This window comes from Sphingomonas populi (genome assembly GCF_004208535.1).
In the GTDB taxonomy this organism is placed as follows: Bacteria; Pseudomonadota; Alphaproteobacteria; order Sphingomonadales; family Sphingomonadaceae; genus Sphingomonas; species Sphingomonas populi.
Map to the genome: position 1 here is coordinate 60,431 of NZ_SGIS01000011.1, position 18,034 is coordinate 78,464.

The window sequence follows — 18,034 nt, forward strand, 5'->3', positions numbered from 1 at the left end:
GTCTCCCTTTGCTCAGAATGCTGCGGCGTCGAGCGCCATGATCGATGTCTCACCGGCGGCGATGCTCGCGGCGAGGCCGCGCGCCTGCGGCAGCACGCGCTGCGCGAAGAAATTGGCGACGATCGGCTTCGCGCGGTGCAGAGGCGTGTCGCCCCCCGCTGCCGCCGCCGCCATGCGCGCCCACATCCAGCCAAGGCAAACCAATGCGAACAGCCGAAGATACTCAACCCCCGCCGCGCCGATCGCGTCGACGCTCGCCCCGTGCAACGTCACCGTGGATTCGCGCAGCAATTCCAACGCCTCGCGGGTTGCCTCGGCGATCTGGACCGCCTGTGCCGTTTCGCTCGCCTGATCGAGATCCGTGGCGATCAGATCGAAGAATCCGGTCGCGACCGCGCCACCGGCGAGCGCCAGCTTGCGGCCGACCAAATCCAGCGCCTGGACGCCGTTCGTGCCTTCGTAGATCTGCGCAATCCTTGCATCCCGGACATATTGCTCCATGCCCCATTCGCGGATGTAGCCGTGGCCGCCGAACACCTGCTGCGCCTGCACCGCGCTCTCGAATCCGAGATCGGTGAAGGCAGCCTTGATGACGGGCGTGAGAAGCGCAACGTGCGAATCCGCCTCGGCGCGCACGCGCGCATCGGCATGGCTGCGCGCGCGATCGGCCTGCAGGGCCGTCCAACCAGCCAAAGCGCGACCGCCCTCGACGAAGCTGCGGATGCCGAGCAGCATCCGGCGAACGTCCGCATGTTCGATGATCGCCACCGGTCCTGACGACCCTTCCGCGCCGCGACCCTGCAGGCGCTGCTGCGCGTAGGCAGCCGCTTGCTGATACGCAGCGCCGGCAAGGCCGAGCCCCTGGATGCCGACCATTAACCGCGCGGCGTTCATCATCGTGAACATGGCAGCGAGGCCGCGATTGGGCTCTCCGACCATCCAGCCGGTTGCCTCGTCATAGTTTATGACGCAGGTCGGCTGCGCGTGAATGCCCATCTTCTTTTCGAGCGCACCGACCGACAGCGTGTTGCGGACCGTGAAGCCGCCCGCCGCGTCGGGGAGGAACTTGGGCACGAGGAACAGGCTTATTCCCTTCACCCCGGGGGGGGCATCGGGCAGCCGGGCGAGGACCAGATGCACGATGTTCCCACCGAAATCGTGATCGCCCGACGAGATGAAAATCTTGGTTCCGGTCACCGCATAGCTGCGGCCGCCGGTCTCGACCGCCTTCGTCTTTAACAACGACAGATCCGTGCCGGCGCCGCTTTCGGTCAGCGCCATAACGCCGGTCCAAGCACCGCTGACCAGAGGTTCGAGGTAGATCGCCTTCAGATCATCGGATGCGTGGTGCGCGATTGCTTCCGTGGCGCTGCGCGTTAGGCCAGGGAACAGACCGAACGACACGTTGGAAGCCGAGATCATCTCGTCGAGCCAGAGCTGAAGCACGTAGGGAAGGCCTTGGCCGCCATGAGCCGGATCGGCGGACAAAGCGGTCCATCCGGCATCAGCAAAGTCGCGATATGCAAGTGCGAGGCCGGGTGGCGTATGCACCGTACCGTCAACGAGCTGGCAGCCGACCTCATCGCCATCCCGGTTGATGGGATGCAGCCGCTCGGCGCACATTCGGCCAGCCTCTTCGAGCACCGTGACGGCGAAATCGGTATCTACGGATTTGTGGAGCTCGTCCATAACCGCGTCGAAGCCGAGCACCTCGCCAAGCAGAAAGCGGTAATCTTCCGTTGGCGGTGTGTAGCCCTGCATCGCAAACCTCGGCGTTGATGGTGACAAGAAGATACACCAAACATCTGTTACAGTCAAATGCGTACGGCGGGCCGGCATGCCACCGACGCTCAGTCGTGTTTGAAAATAGCCAGGATCTGCGTCGCGATTTCGTCGCGTGACAGCCGCCCCGGTCGATACCAATCGGAGACAGAATTTAACTGCGAAAGCAATAGGTTGCGATAAATTGCGCGGTCGAATTCGGGAGCGAGGGGCAGTGCTTCGACCAGCTCTCGGAACTGGTCTTCGAAAGCGTCACGGCGGGCGATAAGCTGCTGCCGAACCGCAGGAGGCACTTCCCGAAAGTCGTTCATCATTGGCAGGGTCAAAGACTCTGGATCGAGCTGAATCTCGAGCAATGCCGCGCATGCTGCGTGCAGCTTCTCCCACGGATCGCTCCGGGTCGCGACGTGGCGCGCAATCCGCCTCGCCGCATCGTCGAGCGCGGCATTATGAAGCTCTACGAACAGCGCGTCCTTCGAGCGGATATGATGATAGAGCGACCCACCCATAACTCCGGCTTGCTCGCCGATGTCTCGCATCGATGTCCCGCGATATCCCTTCGCTGCAAACAGGCGGGCGGCAATCTCAAGTATCTGGCGACGGCGCGGACGCGTCGTTTCCTCAAGGAGAGCCGCAGGCTGATCGGAAGGTGCGTCGGTCATCCCTTATCCGCTAACACACGCGGGGGATGGTCGGAATGCCTTCCGCCGCTATGCTGGCGAGCGGCGCCTCGACCAAGCGATGGAAAGCTCTCCAAGGGCAGGCTCACTTAGGGAGACCATGAGGAAGTGTGGGGCATCGACGCTGCGGCGATCTGCCCGAAGGCCCTGTCGCTCCAATTGTCGCTTGCCAGGCTAAATCTGTAGGACCATATTTTCGCTGCAGTGCGGCATTTCTATTATGTAAACCTGTTGTAGGCGCATTGTGATTCTCTTCACTGCGGTAAATCAGCTTTTTTATCGTTGAAGATTTTTTGCTAAGAGGTTGGGATGTTCCAATCGCTTACCGCTCGGATCGCCGCACTGGGTGCTATTATCGTGGTCGCCTTGCTTACGCTGGCGTGGCTGCTTGCCGGGGCGTCGGCGGAGACTCGCGAAAATTTCCGGTGGGTTACCCATTCGGGCGACGTAATCGGATCGATGAGGACGGCGCTCATCGATTTGCGCGAAGCCGAATCGGGGCAGCGCGGCTTCGTCCTGACGGGTAACAATACTTTCGTCGGATCGTTCGAACGGCATATTTCCGATGCACACCGGGCGATCGCGCGTGTGGTGGGGACGACGACGGACAATCCCGTTCAGAATGCTCGCGCGCGTGAGTTGCTCAGGCTGATGGATCAGCGCGCGGTCGGGCTGCGGTCGATCCTCAAGATCGCCCGGCAAGGCGGTTTGGACCAAGCCCGCGCCGTAGTGGCCAGCGGGCACGGTCTCGAACTGATGAATGCGATCTCGTTGCTCGCCGACGGGTTTCTGGAGGAGGAGCGCTCGCTTCGGGATTCCCGAATCGCGGTGGCGGGCGAGCGGCTTACCCGATTGCAGAGACTGGCATTGGTCGGCGGGTCGCTACTGTCGCTGCTGGTCGTGCTGGTGTCGGCGCTGGTCATTCGCGGCATCCGCCGCCCGGTCGATGTCATCCGCGATGCGATGACCGCTCTGGGCCGGGGCGATCACGACGTGCGGATCACCGCTGCGATGGGATCTCGCGAGTTCGGACAACTTGCCGACGGCTACAACCGGATGGCCGATCGGCTCGAAGCCGCCATCGCCGATCAGGGCCGTAGCGAGCGCGACCTCAAGATCGCCAATGACGAGCTGTTGCGCAACAGTGATGCCTTGCAGGACCGCGGCGAAGCGATCGAGTTGCTCGGCGGCATGGCGCATCGCATGCAGGCGGCGCGCACCGATGATGAACTGGGGCAGGTGATCCGGGTGTTCGTTCCGCTCGTGCTGCCGGGGATCGCGGGCGCGCTCTACGCCCACAACAACTCGCGCAACATGCTGCTCCCGATCGCCGGCTGGGGCGGGCTGGCGCCAGAGCGCGAGGGCTTCGCGCCGAACCAATGCTGGGCATTACGACGCGGGCAGAGCCATTTCGTCAGCGCGCCGGGCAGCGATATCGTCTGCGCGCATGTCGCGGATGCGGAGATGATCTACCATTGCGAGCCGCTGCTGGCGGGCGGCGAGGTGATCGGAACGCTCTGTCTGCTCGGCGCGGTGACCACCGAGAATCGCTTCCGCTTGACCGTCATGGCCGAGAATATCGCCTCGGCGCTCGTCAACCATCGTCTCCAGCGCGACTTGCGCGAGCAGACGATCCGCGACCCGCTGACCGGGTTGTTCAACCGCCGCTATATGGAGGAAGCGCTCTCGCTCGAAATCGCCCGCGCGCGTCGATCAGGCGCGCCGCTCAGTGTCGTCATGTGCGACGTCGATCATTTCAAGCGCTTCAACGACGAGTTCGGGCACGACGCAGGCGACACCGTGTTGCAGGCGGTCGCCACGGAAATGCAGAGCCGCTTCCGCGATGGGGATCTCGTCTGTCGTTTCGGCGGCGAGGAGTTCACCATCATCGCGCCGGGCACCACCGCCGAGGCGCTTGCCGGGCGGGTCGAATCGGTCCGTCAGGCGATTTCCGAGATCAGCTTGCGCCAGGGTGGGCGGCTGCTCGGCAGCACCAGCATGTCCTTCGGCATCGCGACCTGGGACGCCAGCATGAACAACGACGGATCGTCGCTCGTCCAGCTCGCCGATGCCGCCCTGTATCGCGCCAAGCGCGACGGGCGTAACCGCACGGCGATAGAACCGACCGAGGAGGCGTGATTCACGCTCCGGTGCTCACCTAACCGCCATGCCGTTGGTAATAGGTCGCGAGCACGTCGAACGCCTGCTTGCGCTGCCCGGTCTCGGAGATCAGCCCCTTGCGGTTCCAGCCTTGCTGGAAATCGGGATTCTGCCGGCGGGGCGACCGAAAATCCTTCAGAATCCAGGGTGACAGGCCGCGCAGCGTCGGAACCTTGTCGGCCATTTGCAGCGTGTAGCGGTAATAATCGGCCTGAAAATCTTCGGAGAACTTTTGGCTTTTGATCGGATCGTGGAAGCCCGCCCGCGCATCCGCGCCCAGTTCGGAGAAGATCAGCGGCTTGTTCGCCGGCACCCGCCATTCGCTGGTGGGGAGATCGGTCAGCCGGTCCTGCGTGTACCAGCCGTTATAGGTGTTGATCGCCATGACATCGAGCACATCGGCCAACGGGTCGGCGAGCGTCATGACGGGATGATCCGCCGTCTTCGACCGTTCGACGAGCAACGCGGCGCTGACGAGGCGTGTGTCGTCGAGCCGGCGGACATCCGCGACCAGCGTCCGCAGGAATGCGTTGCGCGCGTCGGTAACGGGGGTTTCGTTGGCCACGCTCCAGATCGCCACCGATGCCCGGTTGCGATCGCGCCGGATGTTTTCGGCCAGCATGGTTCGCGCGCGCGCCAGCGTATCGGGGTTGGACCAGGCGACGCGCCAGTAGACGGGGATTTCGCTCCACACCAGCAGGCCCATTTCGTCCGCCAGCCGCAGCGTCACATCCGAATGCGGGTAATGCGCGAGGCGAACGAAGTTGCCGTGAAGTCCGTCCTTGATCTCGCCGAGCAAGGCGCGGGCGGCGGCGGTCGTCATCGCGCGCGTCGGATCGACCCCGAGTTCCTCTTCGTGCATCGAGATGCCACGCAGGAAAATCGGCTTGCCGTTAAGCAGGATGTCCGCGCCACGCACCGCGATCGTGCGGAAGCCGATACGGTCCTGCCAGCTATCCTCGCCCGCAACGACACCGACGTCGTACAGTTTCGGCCGGTCGGGAGACCAGCGGACGAGCGCACGCGGCGCGGTCATCGTCGCACGCCAATCGCCATTCGCGTCGGTTACGCCGGCGCGATCGAGTTTAAGCTCGGCGATGCGGAGATGCACGGGGCGGTTCGCGGCCTGTGGACCATCGAGATGGACATCGACGGCCAGCCGCCCGTCGCCCAGCAATCGCACCCAGGCGTCATCCACATAGGTATCTGGGGTCGTGATGAGGCGGATCGGCCGGGTGATGCCGCCGTAATTCTCCCAATCGGTGACGGCGGGCGGCACCGTCGTATCGCTCGCCTCGGAATCGACGCCAACGGTGATCTGGTTGTCGCCGTCGCGCAGCAACTTCGTCACGTCGAAGGCGAAGGGCGTGAAGCCGCCTTCATGGCGGCCGACCTGCTGGCCGTTGAGGTACACAATTGTCGCATAGTTCGCCGCGCCGAAGCGCAGGAAAGTGCGGCCCTGTCGCCGCGGTGGCGCGGCGAAGGTCCGTTGATACCACATCAGCCCCTGATAGTGGCGCAGCTCCGGGGCTTCCGTCAGCCAGGAGGAGGGGAGGGTCGTGATCGGCGAATGGCCGAGGTCGAACTCGTAGAGCACGCGGTTGTCGGAGGCCATCGCCGCGCGCGGATCGATGTCGCGCCAGCGTTGCTGGCCGACATCAGGCGCCTCGCCGTGAAACCCGGCGATGCCCGAGCGGAACGGATCGATCGAATAATGCCACGGCCCCGACAGGTCGGTGCCCGCCCTCAAATCGCCGGCGGCAAGCACCGGCGTGGGTGTCGGTGCGGGAGAGGCGTCCTGGGCGGCGAGCGGCGCGAAGGCTATCGCGATCGGCATCGTCAAGCCAAGCATGTGGAACAGCGGTTTCATGCGTCTCTCCCGTCCCGTCACGATGCGGGCTTGTGTTCGAACATCATGCCAGTCGCCTTGCTCGGCTGGAAGCCCTTCCAGACGGTCGCGGTCGGCGCGCCGGGGCTGAAGGCGGCGATGCGGCCGCGCGGAAGGCCGGGCCAGGTGCCGGCATCCGAAGCGGGCACCAGCCCATCGAGGAAGCCCGTCTTGGTCGCATCGTCTTTCACGTAGCGGTCGAGAAAGGCGGTGATGAAATGCGCCTGCACCGCCAGCAGCCGGTCCTTGCGCCAGACGGCATCCTCCAGCCAGTCGATGTCCCAGAAGGTGCGGCGCATCTCGGGCGGCGCGCCGCTCAACGCGATGCTGTGGCCGGCTTCCTTGAAGGTCAGCAGGTAGCGGGAGGCGTGGACCTGTTGATCGAACGCGGTGCGGACGCCGGGATCATAGCCGACGACATGATCCTGACTGCCGACGATGAACAGGGTGGGGGCGGTGATTGTCGCCACGCCCGATCCTGCCCATATCGCCTTGTCCTGAAGGCGCACCGCCGGCGCGATCGCCACCACCGCCTTGAGATGCGCGACCTTGAGCCGGTCCGCGTTCGCGCCGCCCGTCGCATAAGGCGCAAGCACTCCGCGCGTCGCGCCGCCAAGCCACGGATCGAGCGGCGCGCCCGCCGCCGTGAGGACGCCGTAGCCGCCCATCGAATAGCCGATTAACGCGGTGCGATCCGGGTCGACGGCCGCGAAGGGGGCCTGCCCGGCGCGGGCGCGCCGCTGTACCTCCGCCGCGACGAAGGCGATGTCGAGCGGCCGCCGGGCGAGCGGACCAGCGAACGCGCTCCGGTCACTGATCGGCGGGTCGCGAAAGGCGGGGGCGACGACGATATAGCCCTTGCTCGCCAGGTTCTCGCCCAGCCACGCCAACAGTTCGGGCGCGTTGCCGTAGCCATGCGCGAGGATGACGAGCGGGAAACGCCCGTTGCTGTCCGGCGCGCCCGGTGTCGCGATGCCCGGGATCGTGAACGGCACATCGGCGCCGGTCTCGCCCGAAAGCGCCGTGTGGTACATCGTACCGGGGCCGGCGCTCGTCGCAGGATACCAGATTTTGAGCGGAAGGTGCCGGTCTTCCACGAGTGGCCGGTCGGCGCCCTTGAGCGGGTTCGGCTGATCGGGCTGAACCAGTTCGAGGTCGGCGACCCCGACCGGATAGGCGCCGAGCCGGGCGAGTTCGGGCGCATCCACCCCCGGCCGCGCCGGGGGTTCGGCCCCCGGCGCGGCACCGATCAGCGCCGCTGCGGCCGCAATCGCCATCAGCGCCCTTGTTGATGTCCGCATGTCAGCCCCGGCTCAAAAGTTCAGCGCCAGCCGCACGCCGCCATAGCGACGGAAGTCGCGTGGCAGCAGCGCCTGGGTTGCGATCTGAGGGCTACCGTTAGGGCTGAAGTTGGCTGAGGTGTTGACCAGCGAGCTGTAATATTGCTGATCGAACAGGTTGTTGACGAAGCCGACGATTTCCCAGCGGCGATCCTCGTCCCGGACGCCGAGGCCGACGTTGACGATGTGGAAGGCGGGCTGGAAAGTCTCGGGATCGCGGGCGGCATAATAGAGGCTGCTTTGATACTGCCAGTTCACCTGGGCCACGCCGCGCAGGGTATCGGTCAGTCGGGGCGAATAGTCCGCGTTGACGTTGAACTTCCACTCTGGCGCCTGCGGGACGCGGGTGCCCGTGAGGTTCTGGCGCATGGGCGTGCCGGTGCAACCCAGCGCCGGCGTCTGTAGCGGATAGCACTGCGCCGCCGCGAACGAGGTGTATTTGGCGTCGAGGTATGTCACCGAGGCGCCGAGCGTGAAATCGCTGGCGAGAGTCGCCGAACCTTCGAACTCGATGCCCTTGGTGTTGAGGCCGCCGACGTTGGTAAGGCGGAAGTTCGACGTTCCGTTGATCGTCTCGATCGTCTGCGCCTGAAGGTTGTCATAATCGGTATCGAACAAGGTGACATTGAGCGTGAGCCGACGCCCGAAGAACTGCGTGCGCAGGCCAAGCTCCTTGTCGCGTGAACGCTCAGGGCGGATCGGCCCGGCCTGCGCGCGGCCCTGGTTGAAGCCGGTGGTCAGATCATAGGTCTGGCCCTTGTACCCGGTCGAATAGGTGAAGAAGCCGCTGACCGTCGGCGTGAATTCGTAGCGGACGCTGCCGCGATACGTGCCGGCGGTGTCATAGGCCTTGCCGCTGAACGCCGCATTGCCCGCCGCATGATCGACGAAGGTGTACGATACGCGCTCGTTCTGCACGCGTCCGCCGCCGGTCAGCGTCAGTCCCGGATACACCGTCCAGTCCGCCTGAACGAAGCCGGCGACCTGTCGCGACTTCGAGGAGGCGTCCCAGTTCGCGATCGAGAAATTCGGTCCGCGAACGAAGGCGCGTGAGAAGGCGTTGGTCGCCGCATAGGCGCCCACCGTATAGCGGAACGGCTTGTCGCCAGGTGACTGGAGCCGAAGTTCCTGCGTAAACTGCTCCGAATCGAACGAGCCGATCTGATTGTTGTTGCCGAACGTCGTCGTCGAAGATGTGTCATCCTGATCGAGATAATCGTCGAGGTGATAGCGATCATAAGACGAGATCGAGATGAGGTTCATGTCGCCGAACACCCCGAACTCGCCGCGCAGATAGCCGCCACCGCCCTGATATTTGGTGCGTGAGTCGAAGTTGTTGCTGATGTCCTGATTATCCGGGCTGATCGTCACACCGGGAAAGACCGTCGCCGGATCGAGCGTGGCGACCCCACGCAGCCGCGCGCCGGGCGCGACATGGATGAACGGCCGACCGACATCGGTGTTACCGTTGACGTAGTTGAGCGACAGCGTGATCGCAGCGTCGTCGGTCGGTTTCCAGCGCAGCTTGCCCCGGACGTTCACCGCTTCGCGACCGCTGACCTGCTTGTCGTTGAAGACGTTGTGGACGTTGCCATCCCAGAAATTATATGCCGCCGAGAAGACGTAGCCGACATCCGGCGACAGCGGGCCGGAGACGCTGACATTGGCGCCACGTTCCTGATCGGTCGTCACCACGGCGTTGGCGCGCACATGCAACGTGTCGGTCGGATCGCGCGTGATGAGGTTGACGAGGCCAGCCGAAGCCGACTTGCCGTATAGCGTGCTCTGCGGCCCGCGCAGCACCTCGATCCGCTCGATGTCGGGCAGGTCGGTGAACGCGCGCGCGGTGAGCGGCACCGGCACTTCATCGACCAGCACCGCGACGCTCGATTCGACGCCGATGCCGAACGCGAGCGTGCCGACGCCGCGCAGCGAGATGTTGGAATTCTGCGGCTGCTCGGCCGGGCGCACGATCAGCGACGGCGCGATCTTGCCGAGATCCGCGAAGTTCCGCACGCCCGCGACGGCGAGCTGGGCCGGCGCGATGACCGAGACGGCGAGCGGCACGCTCTGGATGTTCTCCGCGCGCTTGTTGGCGGTGACGATGATGTCGCCGACCGCAACCTCATCCACAGGTGTGGCCGGCGCAGTCGCGGTATCGGCGCGCGGGGTGGCGTCCGGCGCGGTCTGGGCGAGTGCCGGTGGCGCGCCCAGGGCCAGGATCGCGGCGATGGCGGCGCTCGAAACGTTGGTACGATAGGTCAACATAGTCCCCTCCTCATGATGCCGCGCGATTCACTGTCGGCGGCGTGGTTGTGAATGATCGATCAGGTCGTTGGGTCAGTGCGGATGGTCTCTCGGCGGTATTGTCAGGAGCACGCCATCGCGGCCGTCGATGGTCACGCGCTCGCCCTTGCCGCCGTTGACCAGCAGCGTTCGAGCCTCGCCCGGCGGAAGCAGTAGCGCCATGCGGTCATCGCCGATCGTGCCTGGACCTTCACGGCTAAGCGTCACGTCGATCTGCGTGGCGTCGGCGCTGCCGCTCAGGCACCATCGGTCGATCGGGCCGTCGCCGTCGCCGGCGTCCTCAAGCGCGTCACAGGCAAAGGCACCCGCCTGTGGCGGAAACAGCCACAGGCCGCGCCGGTAGGGCTGGGGGCGCCAGCCGCCGACCGCAAGATCGACGAGCATCGCCGAACCTTCCCGCGCGAGGAGCGGTGGCGGGCCGTCCGGCGGCGCGTCCAGCGTGATCTCTTGTCCGCCGGTGACTCTCATGCCGGTCCAGACGTCAATCCAGTCCGCGCCCGCAGGCGGCCGCACACTCCGCATCGTCACACCCGGCTCGCACACCAGCGGCACCAGCAGGGACGTCCCAAGCAGATGATCGTCGCTCTCCGCCCAGCAGCACGCGTCATCAGGAAAGGCGAGCCAGGTCGGCCGCACCATCGGCTCGTACTCGGCGTGGTAACGGTGGAGCAGATCGTACAGGAACGGCAGCAGTGTCTGGCGCAGTGCCATCAACCGCCGGATCGCGGGCAGCACTTGCGGGTGCATCCACGGCTCGTTCACGGTGCGGTCGTCGTTCCAACTGTGGATGCTGAAGCGCGGCATCAGCACGCCCGCCTGCATCCACCGCACCAGCAGTTCGGGCGAGGGCGCCGGCCCCGAAAAACCACCGATATCGTGCCCGCTGTTCGACACGCCCGACAGCGCGAGGCCGATCGACTGGCGCGCATTGTAGCGGATCGTCTTCCATTCGGTGCGGTTGTCGCCGCTCCACGTCTGGGCGTAGCGGTGCAGCCCCGCCGTCCCCGACCGCGTCACCACATAGGGGCGGCGATCGGGTCGGGCTTCCCGCTGCGCCCGGCGCGAGGCGCGAGTCATCAGCATCGGCTGGACGGGCCGCATCGCCGCCGCCGCGCGCGGCGTGCCGAAGCCGGCGAAGCGCGCGCGGGCGTCCCACAGCTCATATTCGTTATTGTCGTTCCAGCTCGCCTCGATGCCGGTGTCGAGCAGCGCGGTCGTGACTTGGTCGCGCCACCAGCGCGCCGCCTCGGGCTTGGTGAAATCGATATAACTGCCGACTTCGTCCCAGAATTGCGCCTCGACCGGCGCTCCGTCCGCATCCGAGACGAACAGGCCGGCGGCGGCGACCTCATCATAGCGCGGGTGGCTGCGCAGCAAGACGGGTTTTATGTTGGGGACGAGGCGCACCCCCGCGTCCGCATAGGACGCCACGAACGCCGCCGGATCGGGGAATTTGTCCCGGTTCCAGTGGAAGACGTAGCGTTTGTCGCCGATCGAGGTGTAGCCCGACGACAGATGGAACGAGGTGCAGCCGAGATCATGCTCGGCGCATTTTGCGAGGAAGCCCGCCATTTGCGCCGACGCATCGGGCGCGTCGGTGTACGACATCGTCGAACCCGAATAGCCGAGCGACCAAAGCGGCATCAGCGCCGGGCGGCCGGTCAGCCATGTGAACCGGCGCGTTACCGTAAGCGGATCGGGACCGGCGATCATCCACAGATCGAGGTCGCCGGTGTCGGCCACGACATGGCGGTAAAGGCCATGATAATTGTCGAGCTCGCGGCCGAGATCGACCGTCACGTCGGCGACGCTGTCATAGAACGCGCCGTGGCAGCGCCCCGCCGCGTCCGCGACCAGCAGATAGGGGATCGATTTGTAGAGCGGGTCGCCATGCTCCGCGTCGAAGCCCATCGGATCGAGATTGGTCAGCCGAAACCGTCGGCCGGCACGATCGACGTCGCCGGTGCGATCACCGAGACCAAAGAACCGGTCACCGGGTTGGCGAGCGACGTAATGATGCGCGCGACCGTCCCACCAGCCGAAGTCATAGGCCTGGGTGGGACGATCGGCGGCCATTGCCGCCCAGGCGTCGCCGTCGCGCTGTTCCCAGGTGCAATGCAGGCCGTGCAACCGGATCGTCAGCCGCAGCCGCGTCGTCTCGATCCGCAACATGCCGTCGTGATCTTCGATGTCGGCGTCCGGGCAGGAGAAATCCTCGACGCTCATCCGGTCGCGTCCCGGTTCGGCGATGTCATCGGCGCCCGGTGCTATCGCCCAGCTTGGCGGGCTGGTGACGGCGCCGGTCGGCAGCAGGAGAAGGCGCATCACATCGTCTTCGAGGACGAACAGATGGGCGATCGCTCCCGTATCGGCGGTCAGCGTGACGCGGCCGCGCGCGCGCTCGGTGAGCGAGAAGCGCGGCGGATCGGACAGGGTGGCGCGTTTCATCGCACGGTCTCCGGTAAACGAAGCTGCTTCATGCCGAGCAGCAGGACGGCGGCGCCGATCAGATCGAACACCGACAAGGCGGCGAACAGCGGGGCGTAGCCGATCGTGTCGGCAAGCTGCCCGATCAGCAGCGAGAACAGCAGACCGCCCAGCCAGCCCGCCTGACCGATGAAGCCGTTGGCGGTGCCCACCTCCTCCGGGGTGAAGACGTCGGCGGACAGCGTATTGATAAGGACGGACAGCATCTGGTGCGCAAAGCCGCCGACGCAGAACAACGCGATGGCGAGATACGGGCTAACCGCGAGGCCGATGCACCCCGGCGCGATCATCAGCACAGCGGCGAGCACCACGCCGGCGACGCGCGACGGCACCAGCCGCAACCCCGCACGGCGCATCAGGAAGGGGGAGAGATAGCCGCCCAGCACGCCGCCAAGATCGGCGGCGAGGAACGGCAGCCAGGCGAACAAGGCGATCTGCTTCAGGTCCATGCCGCGCTCGGTCGCGAGGTACAGCGGAATCCAGAAGCTGAACGTCTGCCACGCCGGCTCGGCCAGAAAACGCGGGATCGCGATGATCCAGAAGCGCGACGTGCGAACGATCTCGCCTGCGCTCGCGGGGCGCGACGGCGTTGCCGGCCGATCGGCCGCGATCAGCGCGCGTTCGTCTTCGGTGATGGCGGGATGCTGGCCGGGCGGACGATAGAACACCCACCACGCCGCCGCCCAGACCAGCCCGATCGCGCCGGTGACCGCAAACGCGACACGCCAGTTCGCCCACAGCGACACCGCGACAACGAGCGGCGGGGCGATCAGCGCGCCAAGCGACGTACCGGCGTTGAACCATCCCACCGCGACCGACCGCTCACGCGCCGGAAACCATTCGGCGATGGCCTTGATGCCCGACGGCACGGCGGCGGATTCGGCCAGGCCCAGCAGCCCGCGAAACAGCGCGAGGCTGATCCAGCCGAACGCCAGCGCGTGCAGCATGTTGGCCAATGACCAAGCCACGCCGAACAAAGCGAAGCCGGCGCGCAGACCGAAACGATCGACGATGAACCCCGCGACTGGCTGCATCACCGTATAGGCAAACTGGAACGCGCCGACGACATAGCTATATTGCTGCGTCGTCATCGCGAGACGGACCTTGAGCTCGGGCGCGAGCACGCCCAGCGAGTTGCGGGCGAGGTAATTGGCCACCGTACCTGCGCAGATCAATGCCACGATCCACCAGCGAAGATGCCGCACACGCCCCAAGTCCGTCTCCCTTTCCTTCAATCCAACCGCCGGTTCTTTTTTTGACCGGTCGTTCAGGCGCCAATGTCAGCCGGTTCAATCAACCTCTGTTTCGATCACATGCACACCCGCCGCCGCACAGGCGGCGGCAAGCTCCGCGTCGTCGAGCCGGTCGGTGACGAAGTGATCGATCGCATCCAGCCCGGCGATCCGCACCGGCGCGGCCCGGCCGAACTTGGTTCGATCGACACCCAGGATGACGCTGCGGGCCTGTGCGATGATCGTCTGTGCGACGCGCACCTCATCGACGTCGAAATCCAGCAGAGTCCCGTCGGGATCGACCGCCGACGCGCCGATCAGCGCGATATCGACCTTGAACGCGCGGACGAAATCCATCGCCAGCGCGCCGACGATCGCGCGGTCGCCCCGGCGCACCCTGCCGCCGGCCGCGATCACCTCGATCGACGGCTGATCGACCAGAATATCGACGACGTTGAAATTGTTGGTGACGACGAGCAGATCGCGATGATCGACCAGCGCGCGGGCCATCGCTTCAGTCGTCGTGCCGATGTTGATGAACAGGCTGGCGCCGTTGGGAACGATCCGCGCCACGGCTGCGGCGATCCCCGCCTTGGCGTCGGCCGCGACCTGACGTCGCGCGTCGTGATCGAGATTGTCGACCCCGGAGGTGACCACCGCCCCGCCATGTACGCGCGACAGCATCGAGCGGCTGGCGAGCATGTTGAGATCACGCCGCACTGTCTGCGGTGTCACGCCGAGTTGTGTCGCCAGCAGCTCGACCGACACGCTGCCGGTCTGGCGCGCGAGTTCGAGGATGCGGCGGTGCCGCCGCACGACGATATCATCGGTATCGATGGCGCTCATGCCGCGACGCTCCGCAGGTCGGAACGGGTCGCGAGCAAAGCGTCGATGCGCGACGCCGTCTCGGCCGGTACGTGCAGGCCGAGCTTCGAGCGGCGGAACAGGATGTCCTCCGCCGTGCGTGCCCATTCGGCGCGGACGAGATAGTCGATCTCCGCTTCGTGCAGGCCACCGCCCAGATCGGCGCCGAGCGCGGCAGGATTCGCCGCCGGGCCGAGGATTTCGGCGATGCGGGTGCCATAAGCGCGCGCGAGCCGCCGCAGCAGCGGGCGCGGAAAGTTCGGCCGCTCCGCCTCGGCGGCAGACAGGAACCGTTCGAAATCCCCGCCCGGCATCGCGCCGCCGGGGAGCGCCGCGCCGGCGGTCCAGGCGGGGCCGGTGGCGGGCAGGAACCGGGCGAGCTCGCCCAATGCGTGCTCGGCGAGTTTACGATAGGTGGTGATCTTGCCACCGAAAATGCTCAGCATCGGTGCCTTCCCCGGACCGGCGTCGAGATCGAGCACATAGTCGCGGGTCACTGCCGATGCGCTGCCCTTGCGATCGTCGTAGAGCGGGCGGATACCCGCATAGCTCCACACGACATCGCTCGGGGTGAGCTGGTGGACGAAATAGCGGTTGGCGGTTTCGAGGATATAGGCAGTCTCGTCCGCGTCGATCGCGGCTTTCGCGGGCGCGCCCTCCCAGGGCTGATCGGTCGTGCCCAGCAGCGTGAAGCGCCCTTCATAGGGAATGGCGAAGACGATCCGCCGGTCGGCATTCTGGAGCATGAAGGCATGATCGCCCTCGTAAAGCCTCGGAACGACGACATGGCTGCCTTTGATCAGGCGGACACCGCGCTCGCTTTTCGCGCCCGCCGCACGACCGATCACATCCGCCACCCAGGGGCCGGCTGCGTTGACCAGCGCGCGGGCCCGCACGCGGCGTTCGCCCACCGCATCGGCGATCGTCGCGGTCCAGCCATCGGCCTCGCGCGCCGCCGCGACGAGGCGGGTGCGCGTCAGGATCGTCGCCCCGCGTTCGGCCGCGTCGAGCGCGTTCAGCACCACCAGCCGGCTGTCTTCCACCCAGCAATCCGAATAGACGAACGCACGGCCATTCCGCGCCGACAGTCCGGCGCCATAGGGCGTCTGGTCGAGCCGCACCGTCTTGGTGCCCGGCAGCTCGTCGCGTCCGCCGAGGTGATCGTACAGGAACAGTCCGGCGCGGACCTGCCAGGCGGGCCGGGGCGAATGGGTTTGCGGCAGCACGAAGCGAAGCGGCCAGATGATATGCGGCGCCATCTTCCACAGCCGCTCACGCTCGATCAGCGCCTCGCGCACCAGCCGAAATTCGCCATATTCGAGGTATCGCAGCCCGCCGTGGATCAGCTTGGTCGATGCGGAGGAGGTGTGTCCGGCGAGATCGTCCTGCTCGACCAGCAGCACCGACACGCCACGGCCAGCCGCATCGCGCGCGATGCCGGCACCATTGATGCCGCCGCCGACGACCAGAAGGTCGACCATCTCCCCTTGCGCTATGCCGGCACCATTGATGCCGCCGCCGACGACCAGAAGGTCGACCATCTCCCCTTGCGCTATGCCCGACGTCATCGGTTCGCTTGCTCCCGTTGCGACTCGCTATACCCTAAGAAACCTCGATGTGAAAGCGTTGACGCGCGAACGAAAATGATAAATCGTGAAAGCGAAAACGAACGAACGGGAGAGCGATGATGGCGGGCACGCATATTCTGGCGATCGACCAAGGGACGACGTCGACGCGCAGCCTGATTTTCGATTCCCAGGCAAAGCGCGTTGCCGCCGCCCAGCGCGAGTTCGAACAACTCTATCCCGAGCCAGGGTGGGTCGAGCACGACCCGGAGGTGATCTGGCGAGACACGCTCGCGACCGCGCGCGAGGCGATCGCGACGAGCGGCCTGCGCGCCGCCGACATCGCCGCGATCGGCATAACCAACCAGCGCGAAACCACGTTGGTGTGGGATCGCCGCACCGGCGAGACGATTCATCATGCGATCGTCTGGCAGGACCGGCGCACCGCCGAACGCTGCCAGCAATTGAAGGCGGCGGGCGCCGAGCCGATGGTGCGCGAACGCACTGGATTGTTGCTCGATCCGTACTTCTCGGGAACCAAGCTCGCGTGGATTCTCGATCATGTTCCGGGTGCCCGCGCGCGCGCCGAACGTGGCGAGCTTGCTTTCGGTACGATCGACAGCTTCCTGCTGTGGCGTCTGACCGGCGGGCAGGTGCATGCGACCGACGTCACCAACGCCGCGCGCACGCTGCTGTTCGACATTCGCCGGGGGTGTTGGGATGCGGAACTGTGTCGGCTGCTCGACGTGCCGATGGCGCTGTTGCCGGAGGTGCATGACAACGCGCATCTGTACGGGGTGACCGCGCCGGATCTGTTCGATGCGGCTATCCCGATCGCGGGCATGGCGGGCGATCAGCAAGCGGCTTTGTTCGGCCAGGCCTGTTTCACGCGCGGCAGCGCCAAATCGACCTATGGCACCGGCTGCTTCATGCTGCTCAACACCGGCGAGGAGGCGCTGCGATCAGCCAATCGGCTGCTGACCACGCCTGCCTACCGGCTCGGCGGCCGCACCACCTATGCGCTGGAAGGCTCGATCTTCGCGGCGGGGGCGGCGGTGAAGTGGCTGCGCGACGGGCTGGGCGTCATCACCCACGCCAGCCAGAGTCACGATATGGCGACGCAAGTGCCCGACAGCCACGGCGTTTACATGGTCCCGGCGTTCGTCGGGCTTGGCGCGCCGCATTGGGACCCCGACGCGCGCGCCTCGATCCACGGTCTCACCTTCGGCGCGGGCGCCGCGCACCTCGCCCGTGCCGCGCTGGAGGCGGTCGGATACCAGACGCTGGACCTGATCGAGGCGATGGTCGCCGACGGGGGCGCGCGGCCGGCTGCGATGCGCGTGGATGGCGGCATGGCCGCGAACGACTGGCTTGGGCAGTTCCTGGCCGATTTGCTCGAAATGCCGGTCGAGCGTCCGGGCGATCTCGAGACGACGGCGCGTGGCGCCGCGTTCCTTGCCGGGCTCGCGGTCGGATTATGGTCGGACCTGCCGGAGCTTGCGGCGCTCTGGTCTCGCGCGCGGTGTTTCATGCCAGCGATGGCACAGGACAAGCGCGACGTGCTGGTCGCCGGTTGGCACGACGCGCTTCGGCGCACCTTGAGCGCTTCGCATTTCGCAGGGGAGTAAAGTCGCACTTTGGGGGGAGCATCGGCCTACCACGATCGCGGTTCACGCTTTCGATTGAGTCGGGGCGGGGGGTGACGCGGGCGCGGCCAAGCGCTATCGGC

Annotated in this window: 11 protein-coding genes; 2 read left to right on the top strand and 9 right to left on the bottom strand. The window is 66.0% G+C overall.

Annotated elements, in window-relative coordinates; translation table 11 throughout:
* Positions 1-12 precede the first annotated feature (12 nt).
* Together EWE75_RS09115 and EWE75_RS09120 are read right to left on the bottom strand one after the other, a co-directional pair.
* Positions 13-1,761, bottom strand: a complete 1,749-nt coding sequence (locus EWE75_RS09115; protein WP_130156671.1) for an acyl-CoA dehydrogenase family protein — start codon at positions 1,759-1,761, stop codon at positions 13-15.
* A gap of 89 nt (positions 1,762-1,850) precedes the next feature.
* Positions 1,851-2,444 carry a TetR/AcrR family transcriptional regulator gene (locus EWE75_RS09120; RefSeq protein WP_130156673.1) on the bottom strand — a complete coding sequence of 198 codons (594 nt, stop codon included), beginning with the start codon at positions 2,442-2,444 and terminating at the stop codon, positions 1,851-1,853.
* Positions 2,445-2,771: 327 nt separating this feature from the next.
* On the opposite strand from EWE75_RS09120, the gene EWE75_RS09125 reads away from it, so the two are divergent.
* Positions 2,772-4,601: a diguanylate cyclase gene (locus EWE75_RS09125; protein ID WP_206364731.1), complete on the top strand. Its 1,830-nt coding sequence runs from the start codon at positions 2,772-2,774 to the stop codon at positions 4,599-4,601.
* A 19-nt stretch (positions 4,602-4,620) separates the two neighbouring features.
* Here EWE75_RS09125 and EWE75_RS09130 read toward each other — a convergent pair whose 3' ends face one another.
* The 7 genes from EWE75_RS09130 to EWE75_RS09160 form a co-directional block, all read right to left on the bottom strand.
* Complete coding sequence (locus EWE75_RS09130) at positions 4,621-6,492, bottom strand: glycoside hydrolase family 2 protein (protein ID WP_231708287.1); 1,872 nt, start codon at positions 6,490-6,492, stop codon at positions 4,621-4,623.
* 17 nt (positions 6,493-6,509) lie between these two features.
* Positions 6,510-7,787, bottom strand: coding sequence for an alpha/beta hydrolase family protein (locus EWE75_RS09135; protein ID WP_231708288.1), 1,278 nt, complete (start codon positions 7,785-7,787; stop codon positions 6,510-6,512).
* Between the two features lie 36 nt (positions 7,788-7,823).
* Positions 7,824-10,118, bottom strand: a complete 2,295-nt coding sequence (locus tag EWE75_RS09140; protein ID WP_130156677.1) for a TonB-dependent receptor — start codon at positions 10,116-10,118, stop codon at positions 7,824-7,826.
* 72 nt (positions 10,119-10,190) lie between these two features.
* Complete coding sequence (locus EWE75_RS09145; protein WP_130156679.1) at positions 10,191-12,605, bottom strand: glycoside hydrolase family 31 protein; 2,415 nt, start codon at positions 12,603-12,605, stop codon at positions 10,191-10,193.
* On the bottom strand, positions 12,602-13,858 hold the full coding sequence (locus EWE75_RS09150) for an MFS transporter (RefSeq protein ID WP_130156681.1): 1,257 nt from the start codon (positions 13,856-13,858) through the stop codon (positions 12,602-12,604). Before EWE75_RS09150 ends, EWE75_RS09145 begins: the two co-directional genes overlap by 4 nt.
* 75 nt (positions 13,859-13,933) lie before the next feature.
* Positions 13,934-14,722, bottom strand: coding sequence for a DeoR/GlpR family DNA-binding transcription regulator (locus tag EWE75_RS09155; RefSeq protein ID WP_130156683.1), 789 nt, complete (start codon positions 14,720-14,722; stop codon positions 13,934-13,936).
* Positions 14,719-16,221, bottom strand: coding sequence for a glycerol-3-phosphate dehydrogenase (locus EWE75_RS09160; protein WP_206364732.1), 1,503 nt, complete (start codon positions 16,219-16,221; stop codon positions 14,719-14,721). The genes EWE75_RS09155 and EWE75_RS09160 overlap by 4 nt, the downstream gene beginning before the upstream one ends.
* Positions 16,222-16,424: 203 nt before the next feature.
* Between EWE75_RS09160 and glpK the strand changes: the two genes are divergently transcribed.
* Positions 16,425-17,933 carry a glycerol kinase GlpK gene (gene glpK, locus EWE75_RS09165; protein WP_427915779.1) on the top strand — a complete coding sequence of 503 codons (1,509 nt, stop codon included), beginning with the start codon at positions 16,425-16,427 and terminating at the stop codon, positions 17,931-17,933.
* The last annotated feature ends 101 nt before the right edge of the window (positions 17,934-18,034 follow it).